Below are 13,507 nucleotides of genomic sequence, written 5' to 3' on the forward strand. Positions count from 1 at the left end.
AAGTCCCCTTCAGAGGCAGGCGACGACGGCCCGGCGGGCCAGCACGCCGATCAGATGGGCGCGGTATTCGGGCGAGCCGTGCAGGTCGGAATTGAGGCCCTCGGCGGCGATATCCAGCCCGGCCAGGGCTTCCGGGCGGAAGGAATGGGTCAGGCTGGTTTCCATCTCGCCCTGGCGGAAGACGCAGGGACCGGCCCCGGTGACTGCGACGCGCACCCCGCCGTCCTGCATCACGCCGACGAAGACTCCGACCAGGGCGAAGCGCGAAGCGGGCTGGTCCATGCGGGCATAGGCGGCGGTCCGGGGAATGGGGAAGCGCACCGCGACCACCAGCTCGCCCGGTTGCAGGGCGGTTTCCAGGATGTCGATGAAGAAATCGGCGGCGGCGATCTCGCGCCGGTCGGTCACCACCACCGCGTCCAGTCCCAGCAGGGCGGCGGGATAATCGGCGGCGGGGTCGTTATTGGCGATGGAGCCGCCCAGCGTGCCGCGATGCCGCACCTGCTGGTCGCCGATCTTGGCGGCCATGGCCGACAGGGCGGGGATGGCCTGGGTCACTTCGGCGGATTCGGCGATCTCGGCATGGGTGGTCAGGGCGCCGATGGTGACGGCCTGGGGCGAGAGGTCGATGCCGCGCAATTCGGGGACGCCGGAAAGGTCCACCAGGGCGCTGGGCGCGGCCAGGCGTTGCTTCATGACCGGCAGCAGGGTCTGCCCCCCGGCCAGCGGCCGGGCCTCGGGCGATTCGGCCAGCAGCGCCAGGGCGTCCTTCAGGCTGCATGGACGGTGATAGGCGAAATCATACATCGGCCACCCCCGGGGTGAGAGGTCAACGCATGGCCTTGGCTCCCGCCTGCACGGCTTCGACGATGCTGCCATAGCCGGTGCAGCGGCAGAAATTGCCCTTCAGGCCATCGCGGATCTGGGCTTCGCTAGGATCGGGGTGTCGGCGCACGATGTCCAGCGCGCTCATGACCATGCCGGGCGTGCAGAAGCCGCATTGCAGTCCGTGATGGTCTTGGAAGGCCTGCTGCATGGGATGCAGCGTCTCACCCTCGGCCAGGCCTTCGATGGTCGTCACATCCGCGCCGTCCGCCTGCATGGCCAGGACCGTGCAGGCCTTGACCGACAAGCCGTTGATCTGGACCACGCAGGCGCCGCACTGGCTGGTGTCGCAGCCGACATGGGTGCCGGTCAGGCCGAGGTGGTCGCGCAGGAAGTCGACCAGCAGGGTCCGCGCCTCCACATGGGCATTCACTTCGCGGCCATTGACGATCATCGACAGGGCATGTGCCATCGGAAATTTCCCGTATCCGTCCCGCGTCATGCGAGAGCATCCCGCGCTTCGCTGCGGGCGGCTGCGCGGCTCTGATCCAGCAGATGAGATGGGAGAAGCGCGAAGGGGCTTCAACCCCCGCGTAAGCATCTCCCGTCCTTCGGCTACTCAGCGCAGATGGCGGAAATCCTGGGTCGCCTGGATCAGGGCGCGGCGCAGCGGAGGCTCCATGGCGGAATGACCGGCATCGGGGATCATCGTCAGGCGGCAGCTCGGCCAGGCCTGGGCTAGTTCGTAGGCGGTGGCGGGCGGGCAGACCACGTCGTAGCGGCCCTGCACGATGACGGCGGGATGGTCCTTCAGCACGGAAATGCCGCGCAGCAGCTCGCCTTCCTCCAGGAAGCCGCCATGCATCATGTAATGGGCCTCCAGCCGCGCCATGGCCAGGGCGTCCTCGCCCGCCCGTCCGCTGCTGGCCGGGCGTCCCGCCGTTTCCGGCGGCGGCAGCAGGCGCGAGCAGGCCTCTTCATAGGCGCACCAGGACAGTGCGGCGGGCAGATGAACGTCGCGGTCGGGATGGATCAGCCGGCGGTGATAGGCGTCCAGCGGATCGCCCCGCTCTTCCGCGGGCAGGAATTCGAGGAAGCGGCGACCGGCCTCGGGGAAGATCTGGCCCATGCGGTAGAGGAACCATTCTACCTCGGCGCGGCGGAACAGGAAGACCCCGCGCAGCACGAAGCCGAGGCAGCGTTCGGGATGGGCGATGCCATAGGCCAGCGCCAGCGTGCTGCCCCAGGAACCGCCGAAGACCAGCCAGCGCTCGATGCCCAGATGGCGGCGCAGGGCCTCGATATCGGCCACCAGGTCGGCGGTGGTGTTGGCCTCGATCCCGGCCTTGGGGACCGAGCGCCCGGCGCCGCGCTGGTCGAACAGCACCACCCGCCAGTGGCGGGGGTCGAAGAAACGGCGGAAGACGGGCGAGGCCCCGGCTCCCGGCCCGCCATGCAGGAACAGCGCCGCCACGCCCTGGGCATTGCCGGATTGCTCCCAGTACAGGCTATGGCCGCCGGAAACGTCCAGCATGCCGCGCTCATAGGGTTCGAGAGGGGGGAAAAGGTCCTGCGCCTTCAAGAAGGGGCTGCGTTGATCGGGGGCCATGTCTGGATATTAGCGCCGCTTGCGCCGGCGGCAAGGGCCGCGATCACGACAGGATTTCGATCTGCTCGGGATGGCTGACCTCAATGCGCGGGCCGTTATGGGATTTCAGCCAGCCGCGTACCCGGATTTCCCGTCCCTGCAAGGCCAGCGGGTCGATGCCCGCCTGGCGGAACAGGGCCAGGGCCGCGCGGTCCAGGCGCAGGCTGAACTCCCCGCGCCAGTCCTTGCTGAAATTCAGGAAGACCTGGTTGCCGACCCGCGTCGCCTCGACCACCCGGCCTTCGACCAGTTGATAGCTGTCGATCAGGCCGTCCAGTCCGTCGGGGCTGCGCACTGCATAGAAATCGTGGCCCCAGATGCCGCGCCTTGCCGCCCGTGCCTCGGCCTCGCGCGCCAGCATCTCGGGCACGACGGAGCGGTTGTCGGGGAAGGTATAGACCCGCGCCATGCCCTGGCGCAGCATCTCGCCCTGCACCCACAGCCCGTCCTCGCGGAAGAGATGGGCGAGATGGCGGCCATGCCGGTCCTTTGGCGCGCCGCCATGGCGCAGTTCGACGATCCGCCCCTGCACCATCTCTTCCAAGGCGCGCTTGGACTCCTCGGCCAGCGGCCAAGTGGGGAAATTGCGCCGTCCCAGGGGCAGCTTCGGCGCCTGCAGGCCGACCAGCCGTACCTGGCTGCCGTCCTCCAGCCGCACCGTGTCGCCGTCCACGACTTCGACCACCCGCGCCGAGGGACCCGGCGTCAGCGCCTCGCGCGGGGAGGCCTCGGCCAGGACGGGCAGCAGCAGGACCAGCAGCGCCATCACTCCGGCAGGTAATTTTCCGTTCGCCGCCAGTAACTTCCGCATGAACCCTCCTTACCTCCTCAAGGCATGTCTTAATGTAAGCGCGGCAGGGGGGAGAGCAAAAAGAAAGGCCTCTACCTCTACGGGAAGCGCGCGGTTCCGTTCAAAGCCGAGCATAATCAAGCAGGGAGGTGCGAGTTTGTACAACCTGGACGCCAAGGACTGGGCCAAGAGCGACGATTGGCGCCGGATGCAGGGCGAGGCGCTGGAGCGCTTGGGCCATGGTCCGTTGCGCACGCCGTCGCGCCGGATGCTGGAAGGGCCCGGCTTTCGCCTGCTCGACCATGGCGGCGAGGGGCCGCCCGTGCTGCTGCTGCCCGCGCCCATCAAGCGGGCCTATATCTGGGACCTGAACGAGCGGGCCAGCGTGGTGCGCCGCTGCTTGGAAAACGGCTGCCGGGTGCTGCTGCTGGAATGGATCGAGGACGAACGGATCAACCAAGCCGGCCTGGCTTGGCATGCCTGCGATGTCCCTCTGGCCTGTGCCGAGGCCATCCGTGCCGAGACGGGGGACTGGCCGGCAATCGTCGGCCACAGCCTGGGCGGCACCTTCGCCGCCATCTTCGCCGCGCTGTATCCCCAATGCCTGCGCGGGGTGGTCCTGGTGGCCGGGCCGGTGCGCTTCGGTCCCGCCGCCGGGCCGCTGGGCACGCTCGTCGCCTCCTCGCCGCCGGCGGGGATCGTGACTGCGGGCCTGGAACGGGTGCCGGGGCGGATGCTCAACATGGCCGCCGCCACCGCCTCGCCCGAGGAATTCATCTGGTGGCGCATGGCCGATTGGGCCGCCAGCCTCGCGGATCCCCCGGCCATGCGGCTGCATATGCAGGTGATGCGCTGGAGCATGGACGAATTCGCCATGCCCGTCCGCCTGTTCCGCGAGGTCATGGAACTGCTCTATCGCCGCGACCTGTTCCATCGCGGGCGGCTGGTCCTGGGCGGGCGGCTGGCCCGGCCGCGTTTGTCGGTGCCGCTGTTCTCGGTGGTGGACCCGGTCGGCACCATCGTTCCTCCCTCCTCGATCCTCGGCCTGTCTCCGGACCGCTGCGAGGAATATGAAGGCGATCACGGTGTCGGCCTGCGCCATGTCGGCATGCTGGTGGGAGCCAGCGCCCAGCGCCGCCTCTGGCCGCGCATCATCCGCTGGATGCATGATCTGTGAAAATCGTGAAAGGCCGGTCTGCCGCTTGCTTTCCGTGAGGCCGGCAGGCTAGAAGGGCGCCCTTCTGGAGGAGAGCGCAGCCAATGATGGCGAAATCCCACATGGTCGTCGGCGGCGCAAGCTGGGTGCTGGTCGCCGCTGCGGCGGGCATGGACCCGCTCGACCCGCAGGGGATTGCCCTGGCGGTGTTCGGGGCATTGCTGCCCGATATCGACCATCCGCAATCCTGGGCCGGGCGCAAGTTCCGGCTGATTTCGGTTCCCTTGGCGGCCCTGGTGGGCCATCGCGGCGTGACCCATTCCCTGCTGGCGACCCTGGCTTGTTTGCTGGCCGTGCTGTGGATGGGCATGGAGGCGATGGCGACGCCGCTGGTGGTGGGCTATCTGTCCCATCTCGCGGCCGATACCTGCACCCCTTCGGGTGTGCCCTATCTCTGGCCCTCGCGCCGCCGCTTCACTCTCAATCTCTGCCGCACCGGCAGTGCGGCCGAATACGGCATCGTGACGGCCGTGGCCGCCGGGGCGGCCTGGGCGGCAGGCGTTCCGGTCGAAGCCCTGCTGCCGAATTAACCTTCATCCAGCGGTAACAAAGTTTCTCTTGCCTGAGCGGCGGGGCTGCTTAAGTAGCCTTATGAGGCTGGCAGCATGCTATGCCTTTAGAATGAGTATAATAAAAATATTACCCAATATGGACAAAAGGGGAAAGTTTATTGCTTTCCGGCGTTCCGCAGTCCTATAATGCGGGACGTCCAAGAAAAAGAAATCTCCTGACATTCCACGTAGAAGGGAAGGGTTGCGCCATGGGTACAGGTGCCTCTCAGTTCAGGCCCGCCCGCCGGGCTTCCATGAATCCGCTTCGTCGTTCCTCCGGGTCTCGTGCCGTGGACGGGGCTCGCTATGCCGGCAGCGAAGAGCCGACATTGAACGAACTTCTCAACGATCCCATCATGCAGCGCCTGCTGGATAGCGACGGCATCGCGCCCGAAAGCCTGCGTGCGGTCCTCGACGACGCACGTGCCAGGTTGATGCCGTAGGGACTTTCTGCCTCTTGCAGAACAGCCCAAGACAGAAAAAGGGCGCCGGTGAGGACCGGCGCCCTTTGCCGTTGACGGGGGCTTTCCGTCAGGCCAGTCCTTTCTCCAGGGCGGCGGCCATGCGGCGGGCGAAGGCCGCCGGATCGGGCAGGGTTTCGCCTTCCAGGATGCGCGCCTGGTCGAGCAGCAGATGCGCCGCGTCCTCGATCCCCCCGGCGCCCTCGCTTCCGGCCTTCTCGGCCAGGCGGCGGATCAGGGCATGGCGTGGGTTGATTTCCAGGATGCGCGGCGCGCCCTGACCCAGTTGCTGGTGCTGGCGCAGCAGGCGTTCCAGATGCAGGCTCATCTCGCCCTGATCGGAGACGAGGCAGACGGCGCTCTCGGTCAGTCGTTCCGAGGGGCGCACATCCTTCACCTGTTCCCCCAGGGCCAGTTTCAGCGCGGCGATCAGCGTGTCCATGTCCTTGGCCGGGGCGGCTTCGGGCTCGGGCGTCTCGCCTTCCTTCTCTTCCTTGGCGATGGCGCCGAGATCGGTGCCGGCCTGGGCGACCGAGCGGAAGGGCTTGTCCTCGAAGCTGCCCACCGCCGAGACCCAGAATTCGTCGATGGGATCGGTCAGCAGCAGCACTTCGACGTCGCGCGCCAGGAAGCCTTCGAGCTGCGGGCTCTTGCGCAGGGCCACCGGATCGTCGCCGGTGATGGTGTAGATGGCCTCCTGGCCGGGCTTCATGCGCTCGACATATTGTTTCAGGCTGACCAGGCCATCGCCCTTGGTGCTGCGGAAGCGGCAGAGCGGCAGGATCTCGTCGCGGCGCTCGCGTTCCTCGTAGAGGCCCTCCTTCAGCACGGCGCCGAACTCGTTCCAGAAGGCGTCGTAATTGCCGTTTTCATCCTCGGCCCGCTTCTTCAGCTCAGACAGCACGCGCTTGACCAAGCCGGTACGGATCTTGGCCAGCACGGGATTGTGCTGCAGCATCTCGCGGCTGATGTTCAGCGGCAGGTCCTGGCTGTCCACCACCCCGCGCAGGAAGCGCAGGTAGGGCGGCAGCAAATCGGCGCAGTCGTCGGTGATGAAGACCCGCTTCACATACAGCTTCACATGCTGCTTGCGGTCGGGATGGAACAGGTCGAAGGGCTTGTGGCTGGGGATGAACAGCAGCCCGGTATATTCGATGGCGCCTTCGGCCTTGTAATGCAGGGTCAGCCAGGGCTCGTCGAAGGCATGGGCGACATGGTGGTAGAATTCGCGGTACTGCTCGGGGGTGACTTCCGACTTGCTGCGCGTCCACAGGGCCGAGGCGGCATTGAGGCGTTCTTCCTTGCCCTCTTCCTCGACCAGCAGCACCGGCAGGGCGATATGGTCGGAATAGGTCTTGACGATATGGCGCAGGCGCTGGCTTTCCAGGAATTCGTCCTCGCCGTCGCGCAGATGCAGCACGATCCGGGCGCCGCGTCCGGCCGATTCGTCTTCCGCGATGGTGAAGGCGCCGCGCCCGTCCGAGGTCCAGCGCCAGCCTTCGCTCTCGCCGGCCTTGCGGGTGATGACCTCGACCTTGTCGGCGACCATGAAGGCGGAATAGAAGCCGACGCCGAACTGGCCGATCAGGGTGACGTCCTTCTTGGCATCGCCGGAAAGCTGGGACAGGAAATTGGCCGTGCCCGAACGCGCGATGGTGCCCAGATTCTCGACCAGGTCGGCCTTGTTCATGCCGATGCCGTTATCGGCGATGGTCAGGGTGCGGGCCTGCTTGTCGGGGATCAGGCGAATCTTGTAGTCGCTGTCGCCCTCCACCAGTTCGGGCTGGGTCAGCGCCGCATAGCGCAGCTTGTCGCAGGCGTCGGACGCATTGGATACAAGCTCGCGCAGGAAGATTTCCTTGTTGCTGTAGAGCGAGTGGACGACGATCTCGAGCAGCTTTGAGACTTCCGCCTGGAAGTTCAGGGTCTCCTGGGCCATTTCCGCAACCTTCGGTGAAACTGTTCCTGGGATGAGCCATCCATGGCATCGGCCTGATATGAGGCAAAGGGCGCTTACACGCAAGACCCTGAGGGATTAGGTGCCAATTCCCTTTTTTCCTTCCGGTTTCCATTGCCGGGGCGCCCCCGAAAGGCTATGAATCAATAACCGGATTCGTGAAGCGGGGCGCCTGAGATGCGCTTCCGTGCGGTACCAAAAACAGGCCGGAGCGGCAACGAATCCTGCCGGCCCGAGTGAGGAGCAAGCCGATGCAGATTCCCTTGCAGATCACCTTCCATGGCGTCGACCATTCTGACGCGGTCGAGGAACGCATCCGCAGCAAGGTCCAGAAGCTTGAACAATTATGCGACCGTATCACCAGTTGCCGCGTGGTGATCGAATGCACGCACAAGAATGGCAGCACCGAGCACCAGCCCTTCCATATCCGCCTGGACGTGACCGTGCCCGGCCAGGAACTGGTGGTGCGCCGCGATCCCAAGGACCCGCATGCCCATGAAGACATCTATGTCTGCCTGCGCGACGTCTTCCAGGCCATGGAGCGTCAGGTGAAGGAATATGTCGAGCGCCAGCGCGGCGGTCCCAAGTTCAAGGCCCAAGCCGCCGGCTAGGCTCTTCCCATTCTCTCCGAAAGACGGCGCCGCCAGCAATGGCGGCGCCTTTTTTGTATCGGTGGGCCTGTGGCTCCGCCTCGCCGTGCTTGCATTCACTTCGGCCAGGGCCGATCTTCTGCTTATGAATACTCTTCGTCCGACTGGTGCCGAATCCGGACGTGTCATCGCCGTCCTGGGGCCCACGAATACCGGCAAGACCCATCTGGCTCTCGAAAGGATGTTGGGTCATGCCAGCGGCATGATCGGCTTTCCGTTGCGCCTGCTGGCGCGCGAGAATTACGAGCGGATCGTCCGCATCAAAGGACCGCAGGCGGTGGCCCTGCTGACCGGCGAGGAAAAGATCGTCCCGCCGCGTCCGTCCTATTTCGTCTGCACCGTGGAAAGCATGCCGCTGGACCGCCGCGTGTCCTTCCTGGCGGTGGACGAGATCCAGCTTTGCGCCGATCCCGACCGGGGCCATGTCTTCACCGACCGCCTGCTTTACGCGCGCGGCGAGACCGAGACCATGTTCCTGGGCGCCGAGACCATCAAGCCGCTGGTGCGGCGCCTGGTGCCGGGCGTCGAATTCATGAGCCGCCCGCGCTTTTCCCAGCTGGAATATAGCGGTCCGCGCAAGCTGACCCGGCTGCCGCCGCGTTCGGCCGTGGTCGCCTTCTCGGCCTCCGACGTCTATACCATGGCCGAGCTGATCCGCCGCCAGCGCGGCGGCGCCGCCGTGGTGCTGGGCGCTTTGAGCCCGCGCACCCGCAATGCCCAGGTCGGCATGTATCAGGCGGGCGAGGTGGATTACCTGGTGGCGACGGATGCCATCGGCATGGGGCTGAACATGGATGTGGACCATGTCGCCTTCGCCAGCCTGCGCAAATTCGACGGCCGCCAGCCCCGCGACCTCAATGCCTCGGAAATCGGCCAGATCGCCGGGCGCGCCGGACGCCATATGAATGACGGCACCTTCGGCACCACCGGCGATGCCGGGGGCATCGAGCCGGAAATCGTCGAAGCGGTGGAAAATCACGAATTCCCGGCGCTGAAGGGCCTGTTCTGGCGCAATCCCGAGCTGCGTTTCGCTTCGGTCGAGGCCCTGCTGCATTCCCTCGGCCGCCCGCCCCAGGAGCCGGGCCTGATCCGCGCGCGGGAGGCGGACGATCATCTGGCCCTGGCCGCCCTGGCGCGGGATGCCGAGATCCTGAAGGTGGCGGATAAGCCGAACCGCGTGCGCCTGCTGTGGGAGGTCTGCCAGATTCCCGATTTCCGAAAGGTGATGGCGGAGAACCACACCAGGCTGCTGGGCCAGATCTACCGTCACCTTACCTCGGGCAGCGGCTTCCTGCCCGCCGACTGGCTGGACAACCACGTCAAGCGGCTGGACCGCACCGACGGCGATATCGAAACCATCATCGGGCGCATCGCCAATATCCGCACCTGGACCTTCGTGTCCCATCGCGGCGACTGGGTGGCCGATCCGGTGCATTGGCAGGAACGCACGCGGACCATCGAGGATCATCTCTCCGATGCCCTGCACGAGCGCCTGACCCAGCGTTTCGTCGATCGCCGCACGGCGGTGCTGGTGCGCCGCCTGAAGGAAGGCGAGGAATTGCTGTCGGCGGTCAGCAAGCAGGGCGAGGTGCTGGTGGAAGGCCAGTTCGTCGGTCGTTTGTCCGGCTTCCATTTCGTCGCCGACCGTAGCGAAAGCGTCTCGGGTACCCGCGCCGTGGCCGCCGCCGCCAGCCGGGCGCTGAAAAGCGAGATCGCCGCCCGCGCCCGCCGCCTTGCCGCCGAACCGGACGAGGCCTTCGCCCTGACCTCGGAAGGCATCCTGCTATGGCGGGACGAGCCGGTGGCGCGGCTGGCCGCCGGGGCCGATTTGCTGCGCCCGGTGGTCGAACCCCTGTCGGTCGATCTGCTCGACCATGCCGCCCGCGAAGCCGTCGGCCAGCGCCTGGAAAGCTGGGTGGCCGGGGCCATCCGCACCCAATTGCGGCCCCTGTTCCGGGCGCGCGAGGCGGAACTGACCGGCCCCGCGCGCGGCCTAGTCTTCCAAATGAGCGAGGCCCTCGGCTCGCTGCCCCGCCGACCCGCCGAACAGCAGGTCTCCGCCCTGTCCGCCGAAGAGCGCAAGGCCCTGGCGCGGCTGGATATACGCCTGGGGGTGGAAAGCATCTTCCTGCCCGGCATGCTCAAGCCCAACGCCCAGGCGATGCGCGCCTTGCTATGGTGCGTTCATCGCGGCATCGCTCCCATCGAGCCGCCGCCGCCCGGGCGCGTGTCGCTGCAGGATGCGCGTTCCTGGCCGGTGGGATTCCTCGAGGCGGTGGGGTTCCGTCCGCTGGGTCCGATGGCCGTGCGGGTGGACATGCTGGAACGCTTCGCCGCCGAAATCCGCCAGCGCGCGCGGCAGAGCCCCTTCGCGATGCCGCCCGAATTGCTGTCCACCATCGGCCTGAAGGCGGAAGACCTGCCTGCCGTGATGGAGGCGCTGGGCTGGCGCGAGGTCAAGGGCGAGGAGGGCGGCATCCTGTTCGAAAGCGCCCGGAAAGGCCCGCGCGGCAAGAAAGCGCACCTGCCGCAAAAGAACAGGCCCGAGAAGGGCAGAAGACGGGAACGCCCGCGCGACCCTGCCGATTCGCCTTTTGCCAAGCTGCGTCATCTGGTGTCGTCTTGAATGAACGAAACTTTGCGTATCGATAAATGGCTGTGGTTCGCGCGCTTCTGCAAATCCCGCAGCCTGGCCGCCAGCCTGTGCGAGGAGGGCGAAATCCACCTCAACGACCGCCCTGCCGGCAAGGCGCAAAGCCTGAAGACCGGCGATATCGTCGAATTCCCGGCAGGCCCCCGCCGGCGCCGCCGCGTCCGGGTGCTGGCGCTTGGCGAAAGACGCGGTCCGGCGCCCGAGGCCCAGCTGCTTTACGAGGAACTGGACTCGGTGCCGGTGCGGGAGGATTAGGCGGAACAAGCTGCTTCTTTCCGGTTCCGTCACTCCCGCGGAAGCGGGAGGCCATATCAGGTCCGGAAGGCGTGGCGGCATGGATGCCCGCTTTCGCGGGCATGGCGAAGAAAATTCCATGAGGTCCAGGAGCCCGAGGCCCTTGGCGGGGTCGGGCAGAGCCCGGAAACCCTATCCCTGTTTGACGTCTATGGGGCCTTTCGGCAGCGCCAGTTCCGCTTCCAGCAGGGCCGCCGCCGACAGCAGGGCTGCTTCGCCGCGTGGCGGCGCGATCAGTTGCAGCCCGACCGGCAGGCCGTTGCGGGTGAAGCCGCAGGGCAGGGACAGGGCGGGGCAGCCGGTCAGGGTGATGGCGAAGGTGGGCGCGACCCAACTGATATAGGTGGCGAAGGCGACGCCTCCGGCCTCGGTGGGATAGCGCATGGTGACGTCGAAAGGCGGCACTACCGTCACCGGGCAGGCCAGCAGGTCGAAGCGGGTGAAGAAATCGGTGCAACGCCAGACCAGCGCCGCCCGCGCCCGTTCCGCCTTGCCGATGGTGTCGGCATCCAGCGCCAGGCCCTTCTCGATATTCCACACCACCTCGGGCTTCAGCTTGTCGCGCTGCCGTTCCAGCGTCGGGGCATGAAGCATGGCGAAATGGGCCGCGCGCAGGGTCTGGAAGATGGTTTCGGCATCGGACAGGTCCGGATGCGCTTCCTCGACCGCCACGCCCAGCCCGGCGAAGCGGGCGACGGCACGGGCGCAGACTTCCTTGATTTCGCGGTCCACCGGCGCCACGCCCAGATCGGGCGACCAGGCAATGCGGCGCGGCGCCCTGGGGGCATCAACGGCGGCGGTGAAGGGTTGTTCAGGACGGGGCAGGCTGAGCGGGTCGAAGGGATGCGCACCGCTCATGGCGTCGAGCATCAGTGCCGCATCGCCGACGCTGCGGGCCAGCGGGCCATGCACGTCCAGTGTCGAATAGGGAAGGGGATCGGGGCCGCGCGCGACCCGTCCCGGCGAGGGGCGCAGGCCGACCACGCCGCTGAAGGCCGCCGGGATCCGCAGCGACCCGCCGAGATCGGTGCCATGGGCCAACCAGGCTTGGCCGGTGGCGACGGCGACGGCCGATCCGCCCGAGGAGCCGCCGGGGGTCAGCGCGGTGTTCCAGGGATTGCGGGTGACGCCGAAGACCTCGTTGAAGGTCTGGGCCCCGGCGCCGAATTCGGGGGTGTTGGACTTGCCGATGACGATGCCGCCACGCGATTCCAGGGTCTGGACCACGATGTCGGAGGTATCGGCGATGCGTTCGGCGAAGGCCGCCGAGCCCAGGGTGCAGCGCAGACCAGCCACGTCGGTCAGGTCCTTGATCGCCACCGGCAGGCCGTGAAGCGGCCCGGCCTGGGGCTTGGCGGCGGCCTTGCGGGCGCGGTCGAAGCAGGGGGTGGGCAGGGCGTTCACCGCATCGTCCACCTGTTCGTGCCGCGCCGCCGCCAGATCGACCACTTCCCTGGGCGAAACCTCGCCTTTCGCCAGAAGCCCGGCCACGGCGCGGGCATCAAGGCGTAGCAGCTCTTCCATTTTTCCTCCCTTTCCCGTCCCGCTTCACGCCGCGGATTTTTCCGGCATCAGCAGCGATAGCGGCTTGTCCGCCAGCACGATATTGGCCGGCAGGGCGGTAAGGATATCACCGTCGCATTGAATGGGCAGGGCGGAGTCGCATTCCACCACCACTTCACGGCCGGTGACTACGGTGACGTCGGGAAGCTTGCTCAGGCGTCCCAGGGCCAGGGCGATGCCGTAGCGGATCTGGTCGAGAACGCCGCCGCCTGCCAGCAGGCAGATTTCGAAGCTGGGCTGGTCCAGGCGCGCCCGGGGGGCGAGGATGAAGCGCCCGCCATAGAGACGTCCCTTGCAGGCCACCACTCCGCGCGCCCGATATTCGCGGCCGTCCACGGTGACGCGGAAGTTGGGGAAGGGATAGCGGAGGCTTTGCACCAGCGCCTCGGCGACATAGGCCAGTTTTCCGGTCAGGCGCTTCAGGCGCGGGCGGAGTTTGCCGACCACCCAGGAATCGAAGCCGATCCCGGCCATCAGCAGGAAGCGGCGGCCGTTGACCATGCCCGGCCGCATGGCCATCGCATGGCCGAAGGCGATGGTCTCGGCGATGTCCTCGGGATTGTCCAGGCCGATCTCGGCGGCCAGCACATTGGCCGTCCCCAGGGGGATCACGGCCAGGGGCGGCACCGCTCCCTCGGCCTGGGCCAAGCCGTTGGCCAGTTCGTTGACGGTGCCGTCGCCGCCCGCCGCCGCCACCACGTCGAAGTCGGCGGTGGAGACGGTGCGGCCGATGCGTTCGGCGTCCCCGGCGCAGGTGGTCTCGCGCAGGGTGACGCGGCAGCCCCGGCGGGTCAGCCCCGCCAGGACGGCATCGAGCCGCTTGCGCCGGCGGCGTCCGGCGGTGGGGTTGAAGACCACGAGGACCCGGCGGAAGGAGGTGCGCGACATGGGAGTCTCCT

Annotated in this window: 12 protein-coding genes; 5 read left to right on the forward strand and 7 right to left on the reverse strand. The window is 67.1% G+C overall.

Annotation, left to right across the window (positions count from 1 at the left end):
• Positions 1–9: 9 nt before the first annotated feature.
• From EPD66_RS13285 to EPD66_RS13300, 4 genes are all read right to left on the reverse strand, one after another.
• A complete protein-coding gene (locus tag EPD66_RS13285) occupies positions 10–807 on the reverse strand; it encodes a xanthine dehydrogenase family protein subunit M (protein ID WP_142849000.1) in 798 nt (265 codons plus the stop codon).
• A 22-nt stretch (positions 808–829) separates the two neighbouring features.
• On the reverse strand, positions 830–1,297 hold the full coding sequence (locus EPD66_RS13290) for a (2Fe-2S)-binding protein (protein ID WP_142849001.1): 468 nt from the start codon (positions 1,295–1,297) through the stop codon (positions 830–832).
• Between the two features lie 147 nt (positions 1,298–1,444).
• Positions 1,445–2,434 (reverse strand): prolyl aminopeptidase, encoded by a 990-nt coding sequence (gene pip / locus EPD66_RS13295; RefSeq protein ID WP_142849002.1) that lies wholly within the window; start codon positions 2,432–2,434, stop codon positions 1,445–1,447.
• A 43-nt stretch (positions 2,435–2,477) separates the two neighbouring features.
• Entirely contained in the window at positions 2,478–3,284 is an 807-nt protein-coding gene (locus tag EPD66_RS13300; protein WP_255448483.1) for a thermonuclease family protein, read from the reverse strand.
• 136 nt (positions 3,285–3,420) lie between these two features.
• On the opposite strand from EPD66_RS13300, the gene EPD66_RS13305 reads away from it, so the two are divergent.
• On the forward strand, positions 3,421–4,440 hold the full coding sequence (locus tag EPD66_RS13305; protein WP_185961408.1) for an alpha/beta fold hydrolase: 1,020 nt from the start codon (positions 3,421–3,423) through the stop codon (positions 4,438–4,440).
• A gap of 83 nt (positions 4,441–4,523) precedes the next feature.
• Positions 4,524–5,009, forward strand: coding sequence for a metal-dependent hydrolase (locus tag EPD66_RS13310; RefSeq protein ID WP_142849004.1), 486 nt, complete (start codon positions 4,524–4,526; stop codon positions 5,007–5,009).
• Positions 5,010–5,561: 552 nt separating this feature from the next.
• On the opposite strand, the gene htpG is transcribed toward EPD66_RS13310, so the two are convergent.
• Positions 5,562–7,430 carry a molecular chaperone HtpG gene (gene htpG, locus EPD66_RS13315; protein WP_142849005.1) on the reverse strand — a complete coding sequence of 623 codons (1,869 nt, stop codon included), beginning with the start codon at positions 7,428–7,430 and terminating at the stop codon, positions 5,562–5,564.
• A 269-nt stretch (positions 7,431–7,699) separates the two neighbouring features.
• Between htpG and EPD66_RS13320 the strand changes: the two genes are divergently transcribed.
• From EPD66_RS13320 to EPD66_RS13330, 3 genes are all read left to right on the forward strand, one after another.
• Positions 7,700–8,059, forward strand: a complete 360-nt coding sequence (locus EPD66_RS13320; protein ID WP_142849006.1) for an HPF/RaiA family ribosome-associated protein — start codon at positions 7,700–7,702, stop codon at positions 8,057–8,059.
• Between the two features lie 124 nt (positions 8,060–8,183).
• On the forward strand, positions 8,184–10,724 hold the full coding sequence (locus EPD66_RS13325; RefSeq protein ID WP_142849007.1) for a helicase-related protein: 2,541 nt from the start codon (positions 8,184–8,186) through the stop codon (positions 10,722–10,724).
• On the forward strand, positions 10,725–11,006 hold the full coding sequence (locus EPD66_RS13330; RefSeq protein WP_142849008.1) for an RNA-binding S4 domain-containing protein: 282 nt from the start codon (positions 10,725–10,727) through the stop codon (positions 11,004–11,006).
• Between the two features lie 171 nt (positions 11,007–11,177).
• Here the strand turns inward: EPD66_RS13330 and EPD66_RS13335 are convergent, their stop codons facing one another.
• Together EPD66_RS13335 and EPD66_RS13340 are read right to left on the reverse strand one after the other, a co-directional pair.
• Positions 11,178–12,569, reverse strand: a complete 1,392-nt coding sequence (locus tag EPD66_RS13335) for an amidase (protein WP_142849009.1) — start codon at positions 12,567–12,569, stop codon at positions 11,178–11,180.
• Positions 12,570–12,593: 24 nt separating this feature from the next.
• On the reverse strand, positions 12,594–13,496 hold the full coding sequence (locus tag EPD66_RS13340; protein ID WP_255448484.1) for a diacylglycerol kinase family protein: 903 nt from the start codon (positions 13,494–13,496) through the stop codon (positions 12,594–12,596).
• Positions 13,497–13,507 lie beyond the last annotated feature (11 nt).

The sequence above is a fragment of the Telmatospirillum sp. J64-1 genome (genome assembly GCF_006980715.1).
In the GTDB taxonomy this organism is placed as follows: domain Bacteria; phylum Pseudomonadota; class Alphaproteobacteria; order Rhodospirillales; family Magnetospirillaceae; genus Oleiliquidispirillum; species Oleiliquidispirillum nitrogeniifigens.

Coding starts and splice junctions, on each gene's coding strand:
- EPD66_RS13285 (WP_142849000.1), bottom strand. CDS start 807: ATGTATGATTTCGCCTATCACCGTCCATGCAGCCTGAAGGACGCCCTG.
- EPD66_RS13290 (WP_142849001.1), bottom strand. CDS start 1,297: ATGGCACATGCCCTGTCGATGATCGTCAATGGCCGCGAAGTGAATGCC.
- pip (WP_142849002.1), bottom strand. CDS start 2,434: ATGGCCCCCGATCAACGCAGCCCCTTCTTGAAGGCGCAGGACCTTTTC.
- EPD66_RS13300 (WP_255448483.1), bottom strand. CDS start 3,284: ATGCGGAAGTTACTGGCGGCGAACGGAAAATTACCTGCCGGAGTGATG.
- EPD66_RS13310 (WP_142849004.1), top strand. CDS start 4,524: ATGATGGCGAAATCCCACATGGTCGTCGGCGGCGCAAGCTGGGTGCTG.
- htpG (WP_142849005.1), bottom strand. CDS start 7,430: ATGGCCCAGGAGACCCTGAACTTCCAGGCGGAAGTCTCAAAGCTGCTC.
- EPD66_RS13320 (WP_142849006.1), top strand. CDS start 7,700: ATGCAGATTCCCTTGCAGATCACCTTCCATGGCGTCGACCATTCTGAC.
- EPD66_RS13325 (WP_142849007.1), top strand. CDS start 8,184: ATGAATACTCTTCGTCCGACTGGTGCCGAATCCGGACGTGTCATCGCC.
- EPD66_RS13330 (WP_142849008.1), top strand. CDS start 10,725: ATGAACGAAACTTTGCGTATCGATAAATGGCTGTGGTTCGCGCGCTTC.
- EPD66_RS13335 (WP_142849009.1), bottom strand. CDS start 12,569: ATGGAAGAGCTGCTACGCCTTGATGCCCGCGCCGTGGCCGGGCTTCTG.
- EPD66_RS13340 (WP_255448484.1), bottom strand. CDS start 13,496: ATGTCGCGCACCTCCTTCCGCCGGGTCCTCGTGGTCTTCAACCCCACC.